This window comes from Gordonia jinghuaiqii, assembly GCF_014041935.1.
GTDB lineage: Bacteria > Actinomycetota > Actinomycetes > Mycobacteriales > Mycobacteriaceae > Gordonia > Gordonia jinghuaiqii.
The window spans coordinates 3,456,966-3,471,817 of record NZ_CP059491.1; the positions used below are offsets into that span (position 1 = coordinate 3,456,966).

12 protein-coding genes and 1 pseudogene are annotated in these 14,852 nt (G+C 67.7%); 3 read left to right on the top strand and 10 right to left on the bottom strand.

Annotation, left to right across the window (positions count from 1 at the left end; translation table 11 throughout):
- Nucleotides 1–3: 3 nt before the first annotated feature.
- Together H1R19_RS15405 and lepA are read right to left on the bottom strand one after the other, a co-directional pair.
- Nucleotides 4–2,061 carry a M3 family metallopeptidase gene (locus H1R19_RS15405; protein WP_219849484.1) on the bottom strand — a complete coding sequence of 686 codons (2,058 nt, stop codon included), beginning with the start codon at nt 2,059–2,061 and terminating at the stop codon, nt 4–6.
- A complete protein-coding gene (gene lepA / locus H1R19_RS15410; protein WP_188328030.1) occupies nt 2,061–3,917 on the bottom strand; it encodes a translation elongation factor 4 in 1,857 nt (618 codons plus the stop codon). The genes H1R19_RS15405 and lepA overlap by 1 nt, the downstream gene beginning before the upstream one ends.
- A gap of 149 nt (nt 3,918–4,066) precedes the next feature.
- On the opposite strand from lepA, the gene H1R19_RS15415 reads away from it, so the two are divergent.
- On the top strand, nt 4,067–4,753 hold the full coding sequence (locus H1R19_RS15415) for an alpha/beta hydrolase family protein (RefSeq protein ID WP_188327690.1): 687 nt from the start codon (nt 4,067–4,069) through the stop codon (nt 4,751–4,753).
- Nucleotides 4,750–5,178 (top strand): type II toxin-antitoxin system PemK/MazF family toxin, encoded by a 429-nt coding sequence (locus tag H1R19_RS15420; RefSeq protein WP_219849485.1) that lies wholly within the window; start codon nt 4,750–4,752, stop codon nt 5,176–5,178. The genes H1R19_RS15415 and H1R19_RS15420 overlap by 4 nt, the downstream gene beginning before the upstream one ends.
- 49 nt (nt 5,179–5,227) lie before the next feature.
- Here H1R19_RS15420 and H1R19_RS15425 read toward each other — a convergent pair whose 3' ends face one another.
- The 4 genes from H1R19_RS15425 to H1R19_RS15440 form a co-directional block, all read right to left on the bottom strand.
- Nucleotides 5,228–6,076: a transglutaminase family protein gene (locus H1R19_RS15425; protein ID WP_219849486.1), complete on the bottom strand. Its 849-nt coding sequence runs from the start codon at nt 6,074–6,076 to the stop codon at nt 5,228–5,230.
- Complete coding sequence (locus H1R19_RS15430; protein WP_188327687.1) at nt 6,073–7,050, bottom strand: alpha-E domain-containing protein; 978 nt, start codon at nt 7,048–7,050, stop codon at nt 6,073–6,075. The genes H1R19_RS15425 and H1R19_RS15430 overlap by 4 nt, the downstream gene beginning before the upstream one ends.
- Nucleotides 7,047–8,876 carry a circularly permuted type 2 ATP-grasp protein gene (locus tag H1R19_RS15435; protein ID WP_219849487.1) on the bottom strand — a complete coding sequence of 610 codons (1,830 nt, stop codon included), beginning with the start codon at nt 8,874–8,876 and terminating at the stop codon, nt 7,047–7,049. Before H1R19_RS15435 ends, H1R19_RS15430 begins: the two co-directional genes overlap by 4 nt.
- A 91-nt stretch (nt 8,877–8,967) precedes the next feature.
- Complete coding sequence (locus H1R19_RS15440) at nt 8,968–10,092, bottom strand: sulfotransferase family protein (RefSeq protein ID WP_188327685.1); 1,125 nt, start codon at nt 10,090–10,092, stop codon at nt 8,968–8,970.
- Between the two features lie 232 nt (nt 10,093–10,324).
- On the opposite strand from H1R19_RS15440, the gene rpsT reads away from it, so the two are divergent.
- Nucleotides 10,325–10,585, top strand: coding sequence for a 30S ribosomal protein S20 (gene rpsT / locus H1R19_RS15445; protein WP_188327684.1), 261 nt, complete (start codon nt 10,325–10,327; stop codon nt 10,583–10,585).
- 123 nt (nt 10,586–10,708) lie between these two features.
- Here the strand turns inward: rpsT and holA are convergent, their stop codons facing one another.
- The 4 genes and pseudogenes from holA to H1R19_RS15465 all read right to left on the bottom strand — a co-directional run bounded on the left by holA (nt 10,709) and on the right by H1R19_RS15465 (nt 14,815).
- The gene (gene holA / locus H1R19_RS15450; RefSeq protein ID WP_188327683.1) at nt 10,709–11,677 is read right to left on the bottom strand and encodes a DNA polymerase III subunit delta; all 969 of its coding nucleotides are present in this window, start codon (nt 11,675–11,677) and stop codon (nt 10,709–10,711) included.
- 176 nt (nt 11,678–11,853) lie between these two features.
- Nucleotides 11,854–12,313 (bottom strand): annotated as a pseudogene (locus H1R19_RS15455) (LuxR C-terminal-related transcriptional regulator); the annotation flags it as partial.
- A gap of 42 nt (nt 12,314–12,355) precedes the next feature.
- Nucleotides 12,356–13,783 (bottom strand): ComEC/Rec2 family competence protein, encoded by a 1,428-nt coding sequence (locus H1R19_RS15460; protein WP_219849488.1) that lies wholly within the window; start codon nt 13,781–13,783, stop codon nt 12,356–12,358.
- Between the two features lie 6 nt (nt 13,784–13,789).
- The gene (locus H1R19_RS15465) at nt 13,790–14,815 is read right to left on the bottom strand and encodes a ComEA family DNA-binding protein (protein WP_219849489.1); all 1,026 of its coding nucleotides are present in this window, start codon (nt 14,813–14,815) and stop codon (nt 13,790–13,792) included.
- Between the last annotated feature and the right edge of the window lie 37 nt (nt 14,816–14,852).

The window sequence follows — 14,852 nt, forward strand, 5'->3', positions numbered from 1 at the left end:
CGATCAGGCCGCGAGGCCCCGGCGGCGTAACAGCGGATCGACCTGCGGCTTACGGCCGATCAGCTCCTCGTGCGCGAGAAGCGGATCGACGCTGTCCCCGCGCGAGAGGGTCGCAGCGGCGAAGCGTCGACCGTTCTCCCGGAGCAGCCCGCCCTCGCTGAGGAACCACTGCTCGGTCTCGGCGTCGAGGACCTCGGACCAGATGTAGCTGTAGTAACCGGCGGAGTAGCCGCCGCCGAAGATGTGGTTGAAATACGTGCTGCGGTAGCGGGGCGGGATGAGCTCGCTGTGCAACCCCGCATCGGTGAGCGCCTGCGCCTCGAAGGCCTCGACGTCGGTGACCGCCTTCGCCTCGTCCTCGGTGAGCCGGTGCCAGGCGAGGTCCAACGACGACGCCGCCAGGTATTCGATGGTCGCGTGTGCCGTCTCGGCACCCGCGGATTCCCTTGCCGCCGAGGCGAGTTCGGCCGGGATGGCCTCGCCGGTTCGGTGATGACGAGCGTAGTTTCCCAGTACGTCCGGGTGCAGTGCCCACATCTCGTTGACCTGTGAGGGGAACTCCACGAAGTCCCGCGGCACCGACGTACCCGACTGCGACGGGTAGTCCACCGCGGACAGCAGCCCGTGGAGCGCATGCCCGAACTCGTGGAACAGCGTGGTGAGCTGGTCCATCGTGAGCAGGCACGGTTCCCCCGTGTCGGGTTTGGTCAGGTTCAGCACGTTGACGATGATCGGCTGGGTCTGCAGTACCGACGACTGGTCGACGATGTTGTTCATCCATGCGCCACCGCGTTTCGACGGTCGTGCGAAGAAGTCCCCGAGGAACAGTCCGATACCGGTGCCGGATTCGTCGCGCACCTCCCAGACCCGCACGTCGGGGTGATACACCGGCAGGCCGGACAGTTCGACGAATCGCAGGCCATAGAGCTTGGTCGCCGCGTGGAACACTCCGTGGGTCAGGACCGTGTCGAGTTCGCAGTAGTCGGCGAAATCGTCGAGTGGCGTCGCCGCCTGCGCCTTCTTCTCACGTTCGAGCCAGTATGTGAGGTCGGCGGGGCCGATCCGCACGTCACCGGCGAACTCGGTGAGACGCGTGAGTTCCCGTCCGCCGGCGCGCATCGCCGACGCGTTGAGTTCCCGCAACAGGTCGTCGACGGAGGCCGGATCCGGTGCGGTCTGTTCGGCGATGACGAACTCGGCGTGGTCGCGGTAACCGAGCAGCGCGGCTCGTCGTGCCCGCAGCCGGACGATCTCGAGGACGAGTTCGCGGGTGTCGTGCTCGTTTCCCCGCGCGCAGCGGTTCACCGAGGCGTCGAAGACCCGCTGTCGCACAGCGGGATCGGTCAGCTCGGTCAGCACCGACTGACTCGTGGGCAGCTCGAGCGCGAGGAGGTGGCCGGTGTCGTGGCCGGCGTCGGCGGCCGCGCGGCGCGCTGCGGCGATCTGTCCGGCCGAGAGGCCGGACAGATCGGCGGCGTCCTCGACGAACACGGCCGAGTCATTCGCGTCGTCGAGGACCTTCTGCGAGAACGTCGTCGTGAGATAGGCCAGGCGCGAGGCGATCTGGCGCATCTCCTGTTGCGCGTCGGCGGGGAGTCCGGCACCGGCACGCACCGACTCCCGGTAACGCTTGTCGAGCAGGCGGCGCTGCGGCTCGGTGAGGTCGAGTTCGTCGGCTCGCGAATGGAGATCCGAGATGCGTTCGAACAGCACCGGGTTCATCGCGATGGTGTTGGCGTGGTCGGTCAGCAGCGTCGAGAGTTCCTGGGAGATCTCGTTGCGCCGGGGATTGGTGTCGGGACCGACGAGGTTGAAGAAGATCCCCGACGCGCGGGCCAGGTCACGACCCGAGAGTTCGAGCGCCTCGACGGTGTTGGCAAAACTCGGCGGGGCGGTGTCGGCCGCGATCGCCTCGACCTCGGCGACATGGGATGCCATGGCCGCGGTGAACGCGGGGAGGAAGTCGTCGTCGGAGATCGAGGCGAAATCAGGTAGCTCGTAGGGCAGATCACTCTGAGCCAGTACCGGATTCGTCGAGCTCGAGTTCTTCTGCCCGGTCATCATTTCCCCTTCGGCTTGTCACCCTGCGAATCGGTGGAGAGCGCGGCCACGAACGCGTCCTGCGGAACCTCGACGCGGCCGATCGTCTTCATCCGCTTCTTGCCTTCCTTCTGCTTCTCGAGCAGCTTGCGCTTACGGCTGATGTCGCCGCCGTAGCACTTGGCGAGAACGTCCTTGCGGATCGCCCGGATGTTCTCGCGGGCAATGATCTTGGAGCCCACGGCGGCCTGCACCGGCACCTCGAACTGCTGACGCGGGATCAGTTCCTTGAGTTTGATGGCCATCCGGTTGCCGTAGGCGTAGGCGGCGTCCTTGTGCACGATCGCACTGAAGGCGTCGACGGCCTCACCCTGCAGGAGGATGTCGACCTTGACCAGGTCGGCTTCCTGCTCGCCGGCCTCCTCGTAATCGAGGCTGGCGTAGCCGCGGGTGCGGGACTTCAGGGCGTCGAAGAAGTCGAAGATGATCTCCGCCATCGGCAGCGTGTACCGCAGTTCGACACGGGTCTCCGACAGGTAGTCCATGCCGCCGAGCTCGCCGCGACGTGACTGGCAGAGCTCCATGATCGCGCCGATGAACTCGCTGGGTGCGATGACGGTGGTCTTGACGATCGGCTCGTAGATGTGGCGGGTCTTGCCCTCGGGCCAGTCCGACGGGTTGGTGACGACGTGCTCCGAGCCGTCCTCCATCACCACGCGGTACACCACGTTCGGTGCGGTGGAGATGAGGTTGAGGTTGAACTCGCGCTCGAGCCGTTCCCGGGTGATCTCCATGTGCAGCAGACCCAGGAATCCGCAGCGGAAGCCGAAACCGAGCGCGACCGAGGTCTCCGGCTCGAAGGTGAGAGCGGCGTCGTTGAGTTGCAGTTTCTCGAGCGCCTCACGCAGCACCGGATAGTCCGAGCCGTCGAGCGGGTACAGACCCGAATAGACCATCGGGCGCGGTTCGCGGTAACCCGTCAGCGCCTGGGTGGCACCGCGACGGGCGGTGGTCACGGTGTCACCGACCTTCGACTGACGCACGTCCTTCACACCGGTGATGAGGTAGCCCACCTCGCCGACGCCGAGCCCCACCGATGGCTTGGGGTCAGGCGAGACGATGCCCACCTCCAGCAGCTCGTGGGTGGAGCCGGTGGACATCATCATCACCTTCTCGCGCGGTACGATGCGGCCGTCGACGACGCGGACGTAGGTGACCACGCCGCGATAGGTGTCATAGACCGAGTCGAAGATCATCGCGCGGGCCGGGGCGTCGGAGTCACCCACCGGGGCGGGGACCGACCGGATCACCTCGTCGAGCAGTTCGGTGACGCCGACGCCGGTCTTGCCCGACACCCGCAGGACGTCCTCGGGTTCACAACCCACGATGTGGGCCAGCTCGGCGGCGTAGCGGTCCGGATCGGCGGCCGGCAGGTCGATCTTGTTCAGCACCGGGATGATGGTGAGATCGTTCTCCATGGCCAGGTACAGGTTGGCCAGCGTCTGCGCCTCGATCCCCTGCGCGGCGTCGACCAGGAGCACAGCACCCTCGCACGCTTCGAGCGCACGCGACACCTCGTAGGTGAAGTCGACGTGGCCGGGTGTGTCGATGAGGTGCAGAACGTATTCCTCGTCGCCGTCAGGGGTGCTGACGGTCCACGGGAGCCGCACGTTCTGCGCCTTGATCGTGATGCCGCGCTCACGCTCGATGTCCATGCGGTCGAGGTACTGCGCCCGCATCTGACGTTCTTCCACGACGCCGGTGAGCTGCAGCATCCGGTCGGCCAGCGTCGACTTGCCGTGGTCGATGTGGGCGATGATGCAGAAGTTCCGGATGCGCGCCGGGTCGGTGAAGGTCTTGTCGGCGAAGGTGGGAATTGGAACTACTCCTCATACGAACAGTGTGTGGACCTCACAGCAGCTCGCCGCAGGTCGATACAGGTTGACCATCAGTTTCTCATGACCGCAGGGACTCGCGCCCACGGCCACGTCCCAGACGCCCCGAGCGGACCCGTCGAGGCGCTACCGTGGCAGCCGTGTCCGCGAACTCCGTCACCATCGTCGAGACCGTCGACGTCGCCGCCGACGTGCACCGGCCCGGCTCCACGCCCCGGGCCACGATCGTCCTCGCGCACGGTGCCGGCGGCGATCGCCACGCCGTGATTCTGCGCGCGCTCGCCGACGAACTGTGCGGACGCGGGTTCGTGGTCGCCCGGATCGACCTGCCCTACCGTCGGCGCCGGCCCAAGGGTCCGCCCAGCCCGTCGACGTCGCCCGCCGACCGCGGCGGCATCCGCGCCGCCTGCGCGATGTTCCGCGGCGAGTCCGACGGCCCGCTGTTCGTCGGCGGGCACTCCTACGGCGGCCGGCAGGCCTCGATGGCGGTCGCCGAGGACTCCGACACAGCAGACGGCACCGGCCTGGCCGACGGCCTGCTGCTCACCTCGTATCCGCTGCATCCGCCCGGCAAGCCGGAGAAGTTACGCACCGAACATCTGCCGGCGATCACCGTCCCGACGCTCGTGGTGCACGGCAGCTCCGACCCGTTCGGCACCACCGAGGAGATGAACCACGCGTTCGATCTCGTCGCGGGTCCGACGCGGATCGTCGAACTCGACAAGGTCGGCCACGATCTGAACCCGAAGAAGAAGCCCACCGCGTCGCTGACCGCCGACGCGGTGGAGGAATTCCTGATGGAGGAGACCCACCGGTGACGAGCCGCAGCATCCGATCCTCCGCCCGCCCCACCGCGGAGGTGGCCCGCTCGATCAGCTACTCCCCTGATCTCGACGGCGACGCCGACCCCGGCGAGATCGTCTGGACGTGGGTGGCCTACGAGGACGATCCGAACCAGGGCAAGGACCGCCCGGTGCTGGTTGTCGGACGGGATGCACGCACCGAGGCGGCCGACCACGTGCTGGGCCTGATGCTGTCGAGCAAGGACCATCACGGGACCGACGAGAACTGGCTGGCCGTCGGGACCGGCACCTGGGACTCCCAGAACCGGCCGAGCTTCGTGAGGCTCGATCGCGTCCTCGTCGTCGACGCCGACGGAATCCGTCGCGAAGGTGCCATTCTCGACCCTCGCCGATTCGACACCGTCGCAGACGAACTCAGGGAGCGCTACGGCTGGCGATAGCCTCCGCCGGCGGTTTCACCGCCGGCCGGGGTCCGCGTTCGAGACCCCTCTACGCGAGCCGCGTGACCTCGACGATCACGTCGAGATCCGTTGCGCCGCCCCCGGTGTAGATGCCCTTGAGCGGTGACACGTCGGCGTAGTCGCGCCCCACACCCACCGACACGTGTTGCTCGGTGATCGGGGTGTCGTTGGTGGGGTCATAGCCCCACCAACCGCCGGTCCACGCCTCGATCCAGGCATGGCTCTGTCCCTGAACCACCTTGTCGATGGCCGCGTCGGGTTCGGGATGCAGGTAGCCGGAGACGTAGCGGGCGGGGATACCGAGGCCACGCAGCATCACGAGGGTGAGGTGTGCGTAGTCCTGGCAGACGCCCTTGCGGTCACTCCAGGCGTCGACCGCGGTGGTGTGCACACCGGTGGTACCGGGTACGTACTCCATCTCGGCGTGGATGAACTGTGCGACGGCTTCCACCGACTCGCCCGGCGTGAGCCCCTTCGTCAACTTCTTGGCGGTGGCGAGGAGCTGGCGGTTCCTGGCCACATACCCGGTGTACGAGAGCATCTCGTCGTAGCGGTCCATGACTGGTTCGCCGACGATCTCGTCCCACGACACCTGGTCTTCCTCCGCGGGACGTTGTCCCGCCTCGGTCTCGACCACCGACAGCCCCGACACCTCGAGCTCTTCGTGCGGCGCGTGCAGATCGAATGCGGTGACCGCGGTACCCCAGTAGTCGGTGTAGCGGTATGACCTTGTCGCCGGGACCGTTTCGACGCGGTTGACGATCACGTTCTGCCGAGCATCACTGCGCGGGGTCAGGCGTGCCTCGTTGTACGACGACGTGACGGGACTGTGGTAGGCGAAACCGGTGGAATGGACGACGCGCAGACGCCAGCTCACAGTTCACTCTCCTCGATGACTTGACCGTCGCTGACTCGGGCGTCAGCCCACGAGACATACGGCGACACATGGAAATACTGCCTGGTGACGGCCTCGTTGACCTCTTGGCAGGTGTCCTGCAGGTCGACGAGGCGGTCTTGCAGGCCGTCGAGCAACTTTCCGGCTTCGAGGAACTCCAGCGAACTGCGGGCGCGACCCAGGAGCAACTGCGCCTCTGCTTGCGCACCGACGCGGCTCGGTCCCTTCTCGAGTTGCCCGAGGTTGCGCTCGGCAACGCTGAGCGCGTGGAAGATCGACCGCGGGAAGAGCCGGTCCAACAACATGAACTCGACGATGTTCTCCGCGTCGAGCGAGCCGCGGTAGGTGCGCAGGAACGTGTCGTGCCCTCCGGCGGAGACCAGCACGTTGACCCAGGCCGGCGAGTTGGTGCGATCCCCTGCCCGCGACAACAACATTCGGATCGTCATGTCGACCCGCTCCACCGACCGGCCGAGCAACAGGTAGCGGTATCCGTCGTCGTGGCTCAGGGTGGCGTCGGCGAGCCCGGCGAACATCGCGGCCCGGTTCTTCACGTACGACAGGAACTCGTGCGGACCGAGGCGACGCGAACGCCGCTCGGCGGCGTCGAGGCCGTTGTAGGTGGTGTTCAGACACTCCCACAGCTCGCTGGAGGTGACTTCTCGTGCACCACGCGCGTTCTCGCGCGCCGCCCGGATGAGGTCGACGATCGATCCGACGGCATCGGCGTCGTAGGCGACGCGTTCGGTCAACGACCACACGTCGAGTTCGTCGTCGGTCTCGGGCGCCGCCAGACCCAGCACCTGGATGATCAGGCGAGCCTGTCGGTCCACGTCGACCGTGGTGTCCTCGAGCAGTTGATGGATCGCGACGTCGAGAATGCGCGCCATGTCGTCGGCGCGCTCCACGTACCGGCCGATCCAGTAGAGCGATTCGGCGTTACGCGCCAACATCATCGGACATCACCGCCCTGCGTCTGTGTCTGTGTCGCCGTCTGCGTCTGCGTCTGCGTCTGCGACATGGTGCCCAGCTGTTGCGACATCGAACCCTGCTGCTGCTGCTGGGTCTGGGTGTGCAGCGGATCGGGTGCGCTCTCGGCGGGACGCGCCGCGGCCACACCGCTCGTGGTGACGACCTTGGCGCCGGAGAACTCGCGGTCGCCCTCCGAGGTGCGGGAGGCCAGCACCCAGGTGTCCTTGGAACCACCACCCTGACTGGAGTTCACCACGAGTGATCCCTCCGGCAGGGCGACGCGGGTCAGGCCACCGGGCAGGACCCACACCGATTCGCCGTCGTTGACCGCGAACGGACGCAGGTCGACGTGGCGGGGGCGGATGTCGTCGCCGATCTTGGTGGGCACCGTCGACAGCTGCACGACCGGCTGCGCGATCCATCCACGCGGATCGTTGCGGACCTTGCGCGCCAGCGTGTCCAGGTCGGCCTTGGTGGCGTCAGGTCCGAAGACGATGCCGTAACCACCGGACCCCTCAACGGGTTTCACGACCAGCTCGTCGATTCGGTCGAGTACCTCCTCGCACTCCTCGGGCAACCAGCAACGCAGCGTGTCGACGTTCTGCAGGCTCGGTTTCTCACCGAGGTAGTACTGGATGATCTCCGGCACATAGGTGTAGATGAGCTTGTCGTCGCCGACGCCGTTGCCGACGGCACTCGAGATCACCACGTTGCCCGCCCGGGCGGCGTTGAGCAGGCCGGCGACTCCGAGCATCGAATCCGGCCGGAACTGCATCGGGTCGAGATACTCGTCGTCGATGCGGCGGTAGATGACGTCGACCCGCTGCTCGCCCTCGGTGGTCCGCATGTACACGATGTTGTCGCGGCAGAACAGGTCGCGGCCCTCGACGAGTTCGACGCCCATGAGGCGGGCGAGCAGTGAGTGTTCGAAGTACGCGGAGTTGGCCACACCGGGAGTCAGCACGACGATGTTCGGATCGGCCTCGTTGAATGCCGCCGAGGCACGCAGCGCACGCAGCAGATGGCTCGGGTAGTCCGCCACCGCACGCACCTTGTGCTTGGAGAACAGGTCCGGGAACACCCGCGCCATCGCACGACGGTTCTCCAGCACGTAGGAGACGCCCGACGGCGAACGCAGGTTGTCCTCGAGGACCCGGAAGTCGCCGGTCTCGTCGCGGATGAGGTCGATACCGGCGACGTGAATGCGAACACCGTTGGGCGGGCGGATGTTTGCGGCCTGCCGATGGAAATGCTCGCAGGAGTGGACGAGTCGTTTGGGCAGAACGCCGTCGCGCAGGATCTCCTGCTCGCCGTAGATGTCGTCGAGGAAGAGTTCGAGGGCTTGGACGCGCTGGGTGATCCCGGCCTCGAGTTTGCTCCATTCGGAGGCCGAAATAACCCGTGGCACAACGTCCAACGGGAAGGGACGCTCCTGGCCGGACAGCGAGAAGGTCACACCCTGGTCGAGGTAGGCCCGGCCGAGCGCTTCCACCCGGGCCTCGAGGAGGTCGGACTGGCCCTCGTCGGCCATGGCCTTGTAGATGCCGCGGTATGGGGTGCGCACCTCACCCGCCGCGTCGAACATCTCGTCATATGCCTTGCCGTACGCGCCTTTTGAGTACCCGGCGAAGTTTCCGGTGAAGTTGTCCGCAGACGTCGATTTCGCGGACTTGCTCGACGACCCCGACCCTCTCGCCGTGCTCGAGCGGCCTGACGTTGACTTGGCGGATGAGTTCGGTGACGCCGCCTTGGCGGCGGAGGATTTACGCGCCGCCTTCTTGGCCGGCGCGCTTGTCGATGCGGAGGTCATAACCTGCCATGGTGCACGATAACGGCGCAATCGGCACGACGTCGACCCGCCGTGTCTCCCACACCACTCGCCGCGCCCGGTGCGCCGACGTTCACAATGACCGCCGGACCGCGATCGCGCGTCGCTTCACCCGCCTGAGCACATTGGCCGCCCGTGTCCGTGCCCGCGGCCCCACCTTCGGTAGCGGTGCAGCGAGCACCATGGCCGCGATCGTGTCGAGAGCGACGTCGAGCACCTCCCGGTCCGAGGGGGCCGGCACGTCGCCGGCGACGCTCTCGGCGAGGACCTGGAGATCGGTCAGGTCGCCGACGACGTCGTAACCCGCTTCCCGGACCGCGGCGACCATCGATGCCGCCTGTCCGGCCGCCCACTCCCGATGTGCGCCCGACAGCCCCTGGGGTGGACCCGACGGGGCCTCGAACAGGATCTCCCCGATCAGCTGCCCCTTGATGATGCGTTCGTAACGGCGCCACTCGATGGTCTCGGGTTGGAGCCGCTGATTGAGGCCGCGGAGGAACTCGGCCTGGGAGGCCGACAGCGAGCTGTTGAGGCTCGGCACGGGGATGTTCAGCGGCGCGGCGTCGACGTCCATGACTCGCAGGAACCGATCCCACAGGGTGTCGCCCGTGGAGCCCCTCGCCGGCACGGTGACGATGTGGACTCGCTCGGGCCCGACGAACCGTGCCCAGCGCCCGAGGATGCCGACATGATCCTGGAACTCCCAGAAGGGTTCCTCCTCGACGCCGGCGACCGCGTCGCCCCGTGCCGTTGACGCCACCGAGTCGACGAACTCGTCGAACGAGGCGCGTCGCTGGTTCTTGACGTTCTCCTGCCACACCGAGGGGAGCTGCCGCGCCAGGTCACGAACAGTGGCGATCACGTGGACCTCGTCGGCGAAAGACAGGTCGGCCAGCAACCGCTCGATCTGTTCGCTCGTGGCGGTGCTGTAGAGCTCGTGCGACAGCAGCGAGGTCTGCGGCCAGGCCCGGATCTGTCCCAGGAGCTTCGGCCAGGTGCCGGCGAACGCGGGATCGGCCCAATCGAGGTAGCGCTCGGGTTGCAGGTGCACCGCGGCGTGGAAGTGATCGGAGATCACGTTGCCCGGATACAACAGGCCCGAGGTCTGCAACGCCAGATCACGATTGCGCCAGAGTCGATCCTGCAGGTGCGTCGTGCCGGTTTTGGGCAGGCCGATGTGTACGTAGACGACAGACATGATCCTCCGAGCCTAGGGCATCGGATCACGATGATTCTTTTCGACGCGGGAGCCGGCGCGCAGCGGATTTTGGGCTGGATGAACCCGACTGGTAATGTTGTGCGCTGTTGCGGTGACGCAGTGGAGACCCTTCACGCGCAGACACCGCCCGGTGCGAGTCCAGGCCACCCGGCCTGCCGCCCCGACCCGACCCGACACACATATCCACCAGCAACGACAGAGGTAATCACGCGTGGCAAACATCAAGTCTCAGATCAAGCGCAACCGCACCAACGAAGCGAACCGTCAGCGCAACCAGTCGGTCAAGTCGGCACTGCGCACCGCTGTTCGTAGCTTCCGCGAGGCTGTCGACTCCGGCGACAAGGACAAGGCCGCCGAGCTCGGTAACGTCGCCAGCCGCAAGCTGGACAAGGCCGCCAGCAAGGGCGTCATCCACGCCAACCAGGCCGCCAACAAGAAGTCGGCGATCGCTCTCGCGGTCAACAAGCTCTGATCTGACACTGCCCGACCCCAGGTCGGTTTCGGCCCCACGTCTCGTCTGTGGGTGTGCCGCCACATCTTCATACGTCGTTCACCCCGGCAGCGTCCACGCGCGGTTGCCGGGGTGTTTGTCGTCTCAGTTCCGCCGACGCCCGTCGGGACGCAGGTCCGCCACCGCCGCCACCGCGTAGGTGAGGCTGTAGTCGGGGTCGGCGGCCTGCCCCTTGACGTCGGCGTTCAGTGCGGCGACGACCCCGATCGCCCGTGCGATCGACTCCGAGTCCCACGCCTTGGCCTTCGCCTGTACGTTCTTGACGCGGTTGGGCGGCATGCCGAGTTCGCTGGCCGCGGCGAAGTGATCGATCGAGCCCATCGGACGCACCCGCGCGATCGCATGGACCGCCTCGGCGAGAGCGTCGGCGAGCAGCACACGCGGGACGCCGTGATGCAATGCCCAGGCCAGCGACTCCAGCGCTCCAGCGCGGTCGCCGGTGACCGCGCGGTCGGCGACCTCGAAACCGGTCACCTCGGGGCGTCCCTGGTAGTACAGGCGCACGCTGTCGCGGTCGACCTTGCCCCCGGTGTCGGCGACGAGCTGGGCGCACGCTGCGGCGAGCTCACGCAGTTCCGAACCCACACTCTCGACCACCTGCTCGACGACATCCGCGCTGACCTTGACACCCAGTGAGCGAAACTCGTTGCGGACGAACGTGATCCGATCCGATGGCCATTTCGGCGCGGCGGTGGCGTGCTCGACCGCACCCGCCTTCTTCAGCGCGGGCACCATCGACTTGGCCCGGCCTCCCCCGTGGTGGATGACCATCAGTGTGATGCCTTCCGGCAACGACGACGCTGTCGCGGTGATCAGCGCGGCAGGCTCCTTGCCCGCCTCGGCCGCGGCTTCGAGGACCAGGACGCGCTCCTCGGCGAACAGCGACGGACTCAGCAACTCGGCGAGCTCGTGTTCGCTGACATCGCCGGCGCGCACCCGGGTCACCGGAACCGTGGTGCCGGCCTCCTTGGTCGTGGCGTCGACCACCGCCGAGATCACCCGGCCGGTGAGGAAGTCGTCATCTCCGAGGAGCAGGTGCAGGCGATCGGTCACGTGCTCATCGTGCCAGATGAGGCCGACAGCGACGCGACGGCTACGCCTGCGGTGTCGGCGCCAGGCGACCCCGCCGACCTCCACCACAAACCGCCCTCAGGAAGGCCATCGAAGACATATCGGCGCTGGTGGGGTCCTCGAGGGTGGATTTTCGGGGCGGTTTTGGGTTGTCGACTTCACGACTGGTCTGCCAGCCCGTTCTCCAGGGCGTACAGGCTCGCGCCGACGTGGTTGGACGCACCGATCTTGGTGTAGGTCCGCTCGACGTGATTGCGCACCGTCTTCTCGCTCACCACCAGTCGTGCGGCGATCTCCCGGTTGGACAGACCCCGGGCGACGAGCCCCAGGATCTCGGTCTCCCGGGGCGTGAGCGCCGTCGGTCCGGCGAGCCCGCGTCCGCGCGTGCCCGGACGCACTGAGGACCGCCTCGACGCAGTCGCCGTCGAGCTCCCCGCGCCCGGCCCGGCGTTTGAGCCGGGCAACCGCATCCGACGTCGACATCGCCTCCCGGTACGGACGGGGCTCGACCGCGGACCGATAGGCCACCGCTGCGGCGAGAAGTCGTTCCGGGCCCGAGCGCCGGGCCGGTCAGCCCAGCGGATAGCCGGTGCCGTCGAGGTGCTCGTGGTGGGTGCGTCGCCTCGTCGCTCGACGGCCACGGCACCCACACCTCGAGGATCACCCGAACGGGGACGGCACGTCGACACTCGCCCAGTCCACTCCTCCGAGTGTCTGCGCACAGGCGACCATCCACCACAACTCGGGCGCGAGCGCACGTATCAACAATTCCGCCACCAATGCCCCGACACCGTCGGGCGGTCCGAGTGCACCGATCAGCGCGGCCGATGTTCCGACGACGCTGATGATCGCGACCACGGGCGCGACGAGCAGATTCGCCACGACCCCGACGACCGAGAACTGCCCGGTCACCAGCACCACGATCGGCGCGGTCACCAGCTGCGCGGTGACGGCCATCGCCACGACCTCGGCGACCCCTGACGGAAAATGCCACTGCCGCAGCCGGTCCCGGAGCCGGGGCGCCCACAGCACGATGGCCCACGTCGCCGCCACCGACAGCGCGAAGCCTGGTTCCAGTGCGAGCTCGGGCCACCACAGCAGGCCACCGATCACCGCCGCACCCAGCGCCGGGAACGCCTGGGATCGCCGCGAAGCGAACAACGCGAACACTCCGACAGCACCCATCAGCGCGGCTCGCAGCACACTCGGCGACGGACGCACCAAAGCCACGAACCCGACGATCACCACCAGCCCGACCACTGCCGCTGCGCGGGGCGGCACACCCACGCTGCGGACGATCAGAAGTGCTGCCCCGCACACGATCGCGAAGTTGGCGCCGCTGACAGCCGTCAGGTGAGAGAGACCCGCATCGCGGAAGTCTTCGCGCAGGTCCTCGTCGAACATGCTCTCGTCGCCGAGTACGAGACCCGGCAGCAGACCGGCCGACTCCGGATTCAGACCGCGCGCCGCCAGCAACCGCAACCGTTCCCGGACCGCCCCCGCACCACGCTGATACGCCGGCGGACCGCCGACGAGCTTCGGCGTCTGGGCCGTCAGGGTCGCTACCAGAAGTGACCGCGGCGGCGGGGGCCGCACCCGCACCACCGCGATCACCCGCTGTCCCGGCAGCAACCCCGCCCACGCCTGCGCATCACCCATGACCTCGACCCGAGCGGGTGAAACCCCCCGATCCCCAACCTGTTCGGTGTCCGCCTGCACGCGGACCCGGCCCTGGCCGGGCCTCCCGATGACCGTCGGATCGCTGCGCAAGGTCATCACGACGGTCGCCTTGGACGTCCCGTCGGTCAACGGATGGTCAGCGCGTATCTCCTGCCGCACCGCGAGGGACGTCGCACAGACCGCGGCAAGTCCGGCAGCGACGACGACGAGACCGACTGCATCCCATCCGAGTCGACGTGTGCCGCACGCCGCGACCCCGCACAGTGCGGCCCCGGACAGTGCGGCCCCGGACAGTGCGATCAGAGCCGACATGATCGCGAGCCCGATGGTGACACCGACCGGGGCCGCAAGCCCCGTTGCGGTGGTCGACCACACCACCGCAGCCGGCAGCAGAAGCCGGAAGTCCACGCGCGGTCAGACCGTCACCAGGTCGCGTAACCGCGCAAGCCGGGCCGGCCCGATCCCGTCGACCTCGGCCAGCTGATCCACGGAAGTGAAGCGGCCGTTGCGTTCTCGCCAGGCCAGGATCGCCTTCGCCGTCACCGGCCCGACACCCGGCAGCTCGTCGAGATCCGCCTCGGTCGCAGTGTTCAGATTCACGAGCCCATCCGAACCCCCGGCGGGCGCCGGGCTCCCCGGCTCGCCCCCGGAGGCACCGGAGGAACCGGAGGCCGGCGGGGCCCCCGACACGCCGGGCCCGCCGGCCGACACCACCGCACTGCGCAACGACATCTGGCCGCCGCCGGCATAGCCGACGAGAATCTGATCGCCGTCGCGCAATACCTGCGCGAGATTCAGTGTGAGCAGATCGGCCCCTTTGCGTGCACCGCCGGCATGATCGATCGCCTCGGCCACGCGAGCACCGGGCGTCAACCGCACCAGACCCGGTTTGTGCACGAGTCCGACCACGCTGACCACCATGTGCGTCGGCGTCGGCGTCGGACCGGGAGCCGAAGGAGGTGTCGACGGGGGTACCGACATGCCGGGCGCCGCCGACGATCCCGCAACGGACCCGAAATCGACCACAGGCGCGGAACCGGAATCACCGAACAGGCCGAATCCGGCTATCACACAGGCGATCACGCCTACGGCGATCAAGGCAATCGCCGCCGGCGGGGCGACCGCGAAGCGGCGTCGCGGGATGGGGTCGTCGTCGTACAGGGGGTCGTCGTCGTGCGGGTGATCGTCGAGGAATCCGGCCCGTTCCCGAGGGTCGGGCGTGCGCGTGGGGGGTGGCGAGTCGAGCCACGTCGGCATCCCGGCGATCCCCCATCCCGGGTGTTCGGGTTCTTCGACCGGTCCGACGAAGTCGTCGGGGTCGGCCGCTTCCGGAGGCGGATCGGGTTGGGCGGACGCCGGAGACATCTCCCCGCGGCGCGCCGGCATCTCGACGACCGGCCCCAGACGGTCCAGCGGATTCCGCCGTCCTGATGCGCTCATGGGACAACACGCTAGGCCCGTTCACCACCACTGCTGC